The following is a 9495-nucleotide window of genomic DNA, read 5'->3' as shown; positions in this document are numbered from 1 at the left end:
CGGTCCGACCCCGGACGACGGGCCCCTCCGCGCGTTCCCGCCGATCAGTCCGACGCGGCGGCCTTGTCGCCGTCCGGCAGCGGCGTCCCGGTCGACGACTCGTCGGTCGGCATGTCCGCCCGCTCCCGCTCCTGCCCGCGCCGCACGGCGGTCAGCAGCAGCTGCGCCACGTCCACCACCTCGACGCCGCCGCCCACGACCTTCTCGTTCTGCCGCGCGGTCACCCCGTCGGTCAGCATGACCCGGCAGAACGGGCAGCCCGTCGCGATCTTCGACGGCGCGGTGCCCAGCGCCTCGTCCACCCGGTCCAGGTTGATCCGCTTGCCGATCCGCTCCTCCATCCACATGCGCGCGCCACCGGCGCCGCAGCACATGGCCTTGTCGGAGTTGCGCGGCATCTCGCGCAGCTTCGCGCCCGAGGCCCCGATCAGCTCGCGCGGCGCCTCGTAGATCTTGTTGTGCCGCCCGATGTAGCACGGGTCGTGGTACGTGACGTCCTCGGCGATCTCGGCCACCGGCACCAGCCGCCGCTCCCGCACCAGCCGGTTCAGCAGCTGCGTGTGGTGCACGACCTCGTACTGGCCACCCACCTGCGGGTACTCGTTGGCGAGCGTGTTGAAGCAGTGCGCGCAGGTCACCACGACCTTGCGCCTGCCGGGCTCGCGGCCCTCGAAGACGCTGTTGAGCACCTCGACGTTCTGCTGCGCCAGCATCTGGAACAGGAACTCGTTGCCCGCGCGCCGCGCCGGGTCGCCGGTGCAGCTCTCCTCCGGGCCGAGCACCGTGTACTTCACGCCCGCCGTGTGCAGCAGCTCCGCGACCGCGCGGGTGGTCTTCTTCGCCCGGTCCTCGAACGCGCCCGCGCAGCCCACCCAGAACAGGTACTCCGCGTCACCCAGCTCGCCGTCGAACACCGGGACCTCGAAGTCCAGGTCGTCGGCCCACGCCAGGCGGTCCTTGGCGTTCTGGCCCCACGGGTTGCCCTTGTTCTCCAGGTTCTTGAACATGCCGCCCAGCTCGGACGGGAAGTTCGACTCGATCAGCACCTGGTAGCGGCGCATGTCGACGATGTGGTCGACGTGCTCGATGTCCACCGGGCACTGCTCGACGCACGCGCCGCACGTGGTGCAGGACCACAGCACCTCGGGGTCGATGACGCCCAGCTCGCCCGCCTCGCCCACCAGCGGGCGCTCGGCCTCGGCCATCGCCAGGACGTCGATCGACTCCAGGCGCTTCTTGTAGTCCTCGTACTTGTCCTCGACCAGCCCGACCTCGTCGCCCGCCATGTCGCGGCGGCCACCGGCCAGCAGGTAGGGGGCCTTCGCGTACGCGTGGTCGCGCAGCTCGGTGATCATCAGCTTGGGGGACAGCGGCTTGCCGGTGTTCCACGCGGGGCACTGGGACTGGCAGCGACCGCACTCGGTGCAGGTGCTGAAGTCCAGCCAGCCCTTCCAGGTGAAGTCCTCGACCTTGCCCACGCCGAACACGTCGGTGTCCGGGTCGGCCTCCTCCAGGTCGAGCACCTTGCCGCCGCTCATCATCGGCCGCAGCGCGCCCAGCGCGACCCCGCCGTCGTCCTCGCGCTTGAAGTAGATGTTGAAGAACGCGCTGAACCGGTGCCAGGCCACGCCCATCGTCAGGTTCTTGGCCACGACGGCCAGCCAGACCAGCGCGGTCACCAGCTTCACGAACGCCATGACCGACACCCAGTCGGGGCTCGCGGGCAGCAGCTCGCTCAGCGGCGCGGTCACGAAGGACGACCACAGCGGCGGGTCCTCCAGGCCGGAGGCCTGCTTGAACGCCTTCACGCCCAGGATGCCCAGGCCCTCGACGATCACGACGGCCTCGACGAAGTAGGCGGCCTTGAAGTCGGAGCCCGCGAACCGGGAGACCCGGTCGGCGCGGCGCGGGTGGTTCAGCTGCCTGATCACCGCGAGCGCGACGCCGCCGACGACGGTGCCGATGCCCAGCAGCTCGATCAGCAGCGCCCACGCGGACCACGTGCCGATCACCGGCCAGTGGAATCCGGGGTAGAAGACCTCGCCGTAGGCCTCGAACAGCACCGCGGAGCCGATCAGGAAGCCCCACATCACCATCCAGTGCCACGGCGCGACCTTGCGCAGCTTGGCCATCCTGGTGTGCGCGACGAACTCCACCACCAGCGTGCGCAGCCTCGGCCAGACCGGGCCGTTGCGGGTGGCGTCGGGCTGGCCGAGCCGGATGATCCGCACCATCCGGACCACGCCCGCCACGAAGATTCCCCAGGCGTACGCGCTGGCGGCGACGCCGATGGCGCCGAGGGTGAGCTGGAGGGCTCCCATGTGGTCGCGGCCTTTCTGAGTCCGGTTTCCTCCGTGGGAGCCTACGCTGGATTACTGGTGAGTAACCACTTGGCGGAGGCTCCCCGCGCAGCCGGGACCGCCCGGTCGCGACGCCTAGACTCGCAGGCGTCCCCCGACCCGCTCCCGGAGGCTTCCCGTGGTCCACCTCCTGCTGGCGCTGGCGATCGTCGCAGAGGTCACCGCCACCGTCTCGCTGAAGCTCTCCGCCGGGTTCACCAAGCTCGCCCCCTCGGTCGTCGTGGTGATCGCCTACGCCATCGCGTTCGGCGCGCTCAGCCAGGTGCTCAAGCTCGGGATGCCGCTCGGCGTGGCCTACGCGATCTGGTGCGCCTTCGGCATCGCGGCCGTCGCGGCGGTGGGCGTCGTGCTGTTCGGGGAGCGGGTCAACGCCACGATGGTCGTCGGGCTGCTGCTCGTGATCGCGGGCGTGGTCGCGATCGAGCTGGGCAGCTCGTCCGGCTCCTGACCGCGCGGCCCGCGACAGTGCCGCTCCCGGCCGCGCCGCTCCCGACAGTGCCGCTCCCGACCGCGCCGCTCCGGGGTGCCGAAGCCCGACCGCAGCGCCGAGGGCGGGCGGAGCGCGTCGAGCCGAAGCCGTGTCCCTCCCGATGCGCCGGGGAAACCCCGAACCGGACACGACCACCGGACAATGGCGGCATGGGGTTCACCGGCCGGGAGTCGTGGCAGGTGTCGCACGGGAGCAACCACACCGTGACGACCGCGCTGTTCGTGCGCGACACGCTCGCGCTGTCGGTGGACACCGTGCCCGAACTGCCGGGCCTCGACCCCGCCGTGCCGGTCGTGGTGCCGCGCGGCGTCGACCGGGCGGGCGCCGCGCAGGAGTGGCTCGGCTGGTGGGCGGACGTGCTCGACCACGCCAGGGCCGACCGCCACGGCACCTCGCCCGCCGACCCGGACAGCCGCTCGCTGGCCCAGCGGCCCGCGCTGCGCGGCGCGGTGCGCGCCCTCCAGGACCTGGTCGGCGACTACCACCACCGGCGCTCCCGCAGGGGCAGGCACGCGGCGCTGCCCGTCGGCGAGGTGGTGCGCGGCGTGGAGACCAGGCTGGGGCGGCCCGTGCGGCCGTTCCGGCTGGTGATCACGGTCGTCCCGGTGCAGGGGCTGGTGTGGGAGCGGATGACGGGCTCGCACGTGATCGCCTCCGAGTGGTTCCTGGACGACCCCGGCCGCTCGGCGCCCGCGCTGCGGGCGATCGTGGAGGACCTGGCCTGAGTCCGCCCGCCGGACGTGCGCCCGAGCGGCCCGACACCCGTCCAGGGCACCCGGTCGGCACGCCACTCGGTGGGGTTACCCCCACCCGCTGGACGGGGGTTCCCCCGGTTCCCGCCCACCCCGCGTGCACCTAGCGTTGTCCGCATGGGGAGCGAGGGGCGGGCCCGAGGCGCGCGCAGGTCGTTCGCGGTGGCGCTCGCGGTGGTGCTGGTCGCCGGGACCGCGTCGTGCGTGCGGCTGGTCTGGAAGGAGGCCACCGACCGGTACGGGCTGGGCAGGCCGGTGACCGAGGTGCGCCTGGCGCAGAGCGACGGCGACGTGGTGTTCCGGCACCGGCCGGGCGCCGAGGCCGTGCTGACCCGCTCGCTCCGCTACTCCCGCCACGAGGCGAAGACCCCCGCCACCAGCCACCGCGTCGACGGCGAGACGCTGGTCCTGGAGGGCTGCGGCCTGCACTGCACCGCCACCTACGACCTGGTGCTGCCCGACCTGGTCCGGATCACCGGCGAGAGCGACGGCGGCGACGTGTCCGCCGAGGGGGCGCTGTCCGTGGACCTGGAGGTCGACTCCGGCAACGTGGTCCTCAACCAGACCGCCGAGGGCGTCTCGCTCAGGGGCAACTCCAGCGACGTCTCCCTGAGCGGCGCGGGCGGCCCCCTGGACGTGCGGCTCGACTCCGGGAACCTGCGCGCCACCGGCATGACCGGGGGCCCGGTGACCGTCACCACCGGATCGGGTCGGGTCGAGCTCGGCCTGGTCGCGCCCGCGTCCGTGCGCGCCAGGACCGACGGCGGCGCGCTCACCGTGCGGGTTCCGGCCGGCGCGTACAAAGTGGTCACGGAGACCGACAGCGGCGAGGTCGACATCACCGGCGTGGTGGACGACAAGGCCGCCCCGTACGAGCTCTTCCTGCGCACGGACAGCGGGAACATGGTCATCGGGCGGGTCTGACCCCGCCGCTCAACCGGCCCGTTCACCGCCAGGTGGGCGGGCCGACGTGTGCGCCGGATCACCCCCGCGATCCGGGAACACGAGGGCCTGCCCGCCCGTTGGGACAGTCAGAAAGGTTGAGCCGGGTGGACTCAAGGCCGGTCCGCCTGGCAAACTTGAGCCAGCTTCGCTCAACAAAGGGCGCAACCACACACGCACCACCTGGAGGAATTCATGGCGCGAGCGGTCGGCATCGACCTGGGGACGACCAACTCCGTCGTCGCGGTCCTGGAGGGTGGCGAGCCGACGGTGATCGCCAACTCCGAGGGGTCGCGCACCACCCCGTCCATCGTGGCCTTCGCCAAGAACGGCGAGGTCCTCACCGGTCAGCCCGCCAAGAACCAGGCGGTGACCAACGTCGACCGGACCATCCGGTCCGTCAAGCGCCACATCGGCACCACGTGGACGACCGACGAGGTCGACGGCAAGAAGTACACCCCGCAGGAGATCAGCGCCCGCGTGCTGATGAAGCTCAAGCGGGACGCCGAGGCGTACCTGGGCGAGGAGATCACCGACGCGGTGATCACCGTCCCCGCCTACTTCGAGGACTCGCAGCGCCAGGCCACCAAGGAGGCCGGGCAGATCGCGGGCCTGAACGTCCTGCGCATCGTCAACGAGCCCACCTCCGCCGCCCTGGCCTACGGCCTGGACAAGGGCGAGAAGGAGCAGACCATCCTGGTCTTCGACCTCGGTGGCGGCACCTTCGACGTCTCCCTGCTCGAGCTGGGCGACGGCGTGGTCGAGGTCCGGGCGACCTCCGGCGACAACCACCTCGGCGGCGACGACTGGGACCAGCGCGTCGTCGACTGGCTGGTCGAGCGGTTCAAGCAGGCGAACGGCATCGACCTGACCAAGGACAAGATGGCGCTGCAGCGCATCCGCGAGGCCGCGGAGAAGGCGAAGATCGAGCTGTCCAGCTCGAACAGCGCCTCCATCAACCTCCCCTACATCACGGTCGACTCGGACAAGAACCCGCTGTTCCTGGACGAGACCCTCTCCCGCGCCGAGTTCCAGCGCATCACGAACGACCTGCTGGAGCGCACCCGCGCGCCGTTCACCAACGTGATCAAGGACGCGGGCATCAGCGTCGGCGACATCGACCACGTGGTCCTGGTCGGCGGCTCCACCCGGATGCCCGCCGTCAGCGAGCTCGTCAAGGAGCTGACCGGCGGTCGCGAGCCCAACAAGGGCGTGAACCCGGACGAGGTCGTCGCCGTCGGCGCCGCCCTGCAGGCCGGTGTCCTGCGCGGCGAGGTCAAGGACGTCCTGCTGCTCGACGTCACCCCGCTCTCCCTGGGCATCGAGACCAAGGGCGGCGTGATGACCAAGCTCATCGAGCGCAACACGACGATCCCGACCAAGCGCTCCGAGATCTTCACGACGGCCGACGACAACCAGCCGTCCGTGCAGATCCAGGTCTTCCAGGGCGAGCGCGACTTCGCGGCCGACAACAAGAAGCTCGGCATGTTCGAGCTGACCGGCCTCCCGCCCGCCCCGCGCGGCGTCCCGCAGATCGAGGTCACCTTCGACATCGACGCGAACGGCATCGTGCACGTGTCCGCCAAGGACATGGGCACGGGCAAGGAGCAGCGGATGACGATCACCGGCGGCTCCGCGCTGCCGAAGGACGACATCGAGCAGATGATCAAGGACGCCGAGGCGCACGCGGAGGAGGACAAGCGCCGCCGCGACGAGGCCGAGGTCCGCAACCAGGCCGAGACCCTCGTCTACCAGACCGAGAAGGTCGTCAAGGAGAACGAGGACAAGATCCCGGCCGAGGTCCAGGAGAAGGTCCGCGCGGCCATCGCCGAGACCAGCGAGGCGCTCAAGGGCACCGACATCGCCAAGGTCCGCGCCGCCGTGGAGAAGCTCGCCACCGAGTCGCAGGCCATCGGCCAGGCCATGTACGCGGGCGCCGCGCCCACCGACGCCGCCGCGGGCTCCGCGCCCGGCGCCGAGGGCGCCAAGCCCGGCGCCAAGGCCGACGACGTGGTCGACGCCGAGATCGTCGACGAGGACGAGAAGAAGTGACGAGCGCCGACCAGCAGCAGCCGGAAGACGTGAGCGCCGAGGAGCAGCCGGACGTGCGCCGGATCGACCCCGAGACCGGGGAGATCCGCGCCGAGTCGGCCGCCGAGTCCACCTCTCCCGCCGGGAACGGGGGCGGCAAGCACGCCGCCCCCGAGCCCGAGGGCGCCGCCGAGGTCGACCCCGCCGCCGAGCTGAAGGCCCAGCTCGACGAGCGGACCGCCGACCTGCAGCGGCTGACCGCCGAGTACGCCAACTACCGCAAGCGCGTCGAGCGCGACCGCGAGGTCGTGGTCGCCACCGCGAAGGCGAAGGTCGTGGGCGACCTGCTCGGCGTGCTCGACGACGTCGAGCGCGCGGGCCAGCACGGCGACCTCACCGGCGCGTTCAAGGCGGTGGCCGACAAGCTGGTCGCCGCGCTGACCGCGACCGGCCTGGAGGGCTTCGGCGAGGCCGGGGAGGCGTTCGACCCGGCCGTGCACGAGGCGGTGCAGCACAGCACCTCCCCGGACGTGGCAGGCCCGACCGTGACCGCCGTGTTCCGCCGCGGCTACCGCTTCGCCGACCGCGTGCTGCGGCCCGCGATGGTGGTGGTCACCGACTACGAGCCCGCTCCCGCGCAGCCGGAGCAGGCCCAGGCAGAACAGCAGGACTGACGGAGAGGGGGCGGCGTCCGGTGAGTGCGAGGGACTGGATCGAGAAGGACTTCTACCGCGAGCTGGGCGTCTCCTCCGACGCCTCCGCGGAGGAGATCAAGAAGTCGTACCGGAAGCTGGCGCGGGAGCTGCACCCCGACGCCAACCCCGGCGACGCCAAGGCCGAGGCGCGGTTCAAGGCCGTGTCCGAGGCCTACGGCGTCCTGTCCGACTCGGCCAAGCGGAAGCAGTACGACGAGGCCCGCCGCCTGTTCGCGGGCGGCGGGGGCTTCCCCGGCGGCTTCGGCGGGGGTGGCGGCGGCGGGTTCGACGTCGGCGACCTGTTCGGTCGGGGCGCCGCGGGCGCCCAGGGCGGCATGGGCGGCGGCGGGCTCGGCGACCTGCTCGGCGGCCTGTTCAACCGCAGGGGTGGCGGCGCGGCGACCGGGGCGAACCGGCCCCGGCGCGGCGAGGACGTCGAGACCGACGTCCGGATCGACTTCACCGAGGCGGTCAAGGGCGCGACCGTGCCGCTGCGGCTGTCCAGCCCGGCGGCCTGCGCGACCTGCTCCGGCTCCGGGGCCAAGCCCGGCACCACGCCCCGCACCTGCGGGAACTGCGGCGGCGCCGGCCTGGTCACCCGCAGCCAGGGCGCGTTCGCGTTCTCCGAGCCGTGCCAGGACTGCCGGGGCACCGGCCGTATCGTGGACGACCCGTGCCAGGAGTGCGGCGGCGACGGGGTCAGCACCAGGACCCGGACGCTGACCATCCGCATCCCGTCGGGCGTCGACGACGGCCAGCGCATCCGCCTGGCGAACCAGGGCGAGCCGGGCCGCAACGGCGGCCCGACCGGCGACCTGTTCGTCCGCGTCCACGTCAACCCGCACCCGATCTTCGGCCGCTCGGGCAACGACGTGACCCTGACCGTCCCGGTGACCTTCCCGGAGCTGGCGCTCGGCACGTCGTTGACCGTGCCGACGCTGGAGGGCAAGGTGACCGTGAAGGTGCCCGCGGGCACGAACAGCGGCCGGGTCATGCGGGCGAAGGGCAAGGGCATCGCGCGGCGCGACGGCAAGGTCGGCGACCTGCTGATCACGCTGCAGGTGGCCGTGCCCAACAACACGGACGCCAAGTCCCGCGACGCCCTGGAGGCGTACGCGAAGACCACGTCCCAGCACGACCCCAGGGCCGAGTTGAACGCGCTGCTGCTGGAGAGGGGCAAGTCGACATGACCTTCCCGTTCCCGCCCGGCACCGACGAGGACACGCCGTTCTTCGTGATCTCGGTGGCCGCCCAGCTGTCCGGGCTGCACGCCCAGACGCTGCGCAGCTACGACCGGATGGGCCTGGTCTCACCGGGCCGGACGACGGGCGGCGGACGCAGGTACTCCATGCGGGACATCGTGCTGCTGCGCGAGGTGCAGCGCCTCTCCCAGGAGGACGGCGTCAACCTCGCGGGCATCAAGCGGATCATCGACCTGGAGAACGAGGTGGGCGCGCTCCGCGGCAAGGTGGCGGAGCTGACCGAACAGCTGTCGAACGCGATGGCGGCGGCAGAGGCGGCAGCCGCAACGGTGCACGCCTCGTACCGCAGGGACCTGGTCCCGGTCCGCCACGAGACGGCCCTGGTCGTCTGGAAGCCCCAACAACGCCGCCGCTGACCCACGCGGCGCAGCACACCGAAAGGCCCGGAGCCACCCGCTCCGGGCCTTTCTGCACGCACAGGGACCACGCCCGCAGCCTCACCGCCTCGCAGGCCTAACCGCCTCACGGGCTGACCACTTCGCGGGCTGACCGCCTCGCAGGCCTGACCCTCACGGGCTGACCGCCCCGCAGGCTGATCACTTCACAGGTTGACCGCTTCGCGGGCTGCGGGGCGAGCGCAGCGCGCCCGCAGCCAGCCATCCCGCGTCCCTCTTCTCCGTTTGGCCTGGCGAAGCCCGAGCGCAGGTGTCAAGACGCCGCCGCACTATGCGGCAGACCGGGGTGTCAAACGGCGTCTTGACGCCTGTGCTTGCCTGAAAGGAGGCCAAACGGAGAAGAGGGACCCGGACCACCGCAGTGGTAAACCGAACCACCAGCGGAAGCGTCACCGGCCGGCAGAGCCCGTCCCCCTCTTTTTTGGAGGTCTGCCCCGCCGGCGAGGCGTTGATTTTGGCTTTTGACTTTGATTTTTTCGCCTTGGTCTTATAGCTCCTCTCAGAATGAGTTGGTTGGTGTTTCGGCTGGTGGGGAACCCGATAGGTCTTGGCTGCGCCGTGGATCGTC

At 71.6% G+C, this 9495-nt stretch carries 8 protein-coding genes; 7 read left to right on the top strand and 1 reads right to left on the bottom strand.

What is annotated here, in order from left to right:
- Positions 1–44 precede the first annotated feature (44 nt).
- A complete protein-coding gene (locus ACTUAL_RS00875) occupies positions 45–2321 on the bottom strand; it encodes a (Fe-S)-binding protein (RefSeq protein ID WP_440898918.1) in 2277 nt (758 codons plus the stop codon).
- 157 nt (positions 2322–2478) lie between these two features.
- Here ACTUAL_RS00875 and ACTUAL_RS00870 point away from each other — a divergent pair, with 157 nt between their 5' ends.
- From ACTUAL_RS00870 to ACTUAL_RS00840, 7 genes are all read left to right on the top strand, one after another.
- Entirely contained in the window at positions 2479–2808 is a 330-nt protein-coding gene (locus ACTUAL_RS00870) for a DMT family transporter (RefSeq protein ID WP_096497413.1), read from the top strand.
- A 191-nt stretch (positions 2809–2999) separates the two neighbouring features.
- A complete protein-coding gene (locus ACTUAL_RS00865; RefSeq protein ID WP_440898917.1) occupies positions 3000–3575 on the top strand; it encodes a hypothetical protein in 576 nt (191 codons plus the stop codon).
- A 144-nt stretch (positions 3576–3719) separates the two neighbouring features.
- A complete protein-coding gene (locus ACTUAL_RS00860) occupies positions 3720–4526 on the top strand; it encodes a DUF4097 family beta strand repeat-containing protein (protein ID WP_096497411.1) in 807 nt (268 codons plus the stop codon).
- A gap of 213 nt (positions 4527–4739) precedes the next feature.
- Positions 4740–6596, top strand: coding sequence for a molecular chaperone DnaK (gene dnaK, locus ACTUAL_RS00855; protein WP_096497410.1), 1857 nt, complete (start codon positions 4740–4742; stop codon positions 6594–6596).
- Positions 6593–7249: a nucleotide exchange factor GrpE gene (gene grpE / locus ACTUAL_RS00850; RefSeq protein ID WP_096497409.1), complete on the top strand. Its 657-nt coding sequence runs from the start codon at positions 6593–6595 to the stop codon at positions 7247–7249. The genes dnaK and grpE overlap by 4 nt, the downstream gene beginning before the upstream one ends.
- Before the next feature lie 20 nt (positions 7250–7269).
- Positions 7270–8460: a molecular chaperone DnaJ gene (gene dnaJ / locus ACTUAL_RS00845; protein ID WP_096497408.1), complete on the top strand. Its 1191-nt coding sequence runs from the start codon at positions 7270–7272 to the stop codon at positions 8458–8460.
- The gene (locus ACTUAL_RS00840; protein ID WP_096497407.1) at positions 8457–8888 is read left to right on the top strand and encodes a heat shock protein transcriptional repressor HspR; all 432 of its coding nucleotides are present in this window, start codon (positions 8457–8459) and stop codon (positions 8886–8888) included. The genes dnaJ and ACTUAL_RS00840 overlap by 4 nt, the downstream gene beginning before the upstream one ends.
- Positions 8889–9495 lie beyond the last annotated feature (607 nt).

The sequence above is a fragment of the Actinosynnema sp. genome (assembly GCF_052038725.1).
Note: the sequence above shows the minus strand (reverse complement) of the source record. Positions and strands in the feature narration are given on the sequence as shown.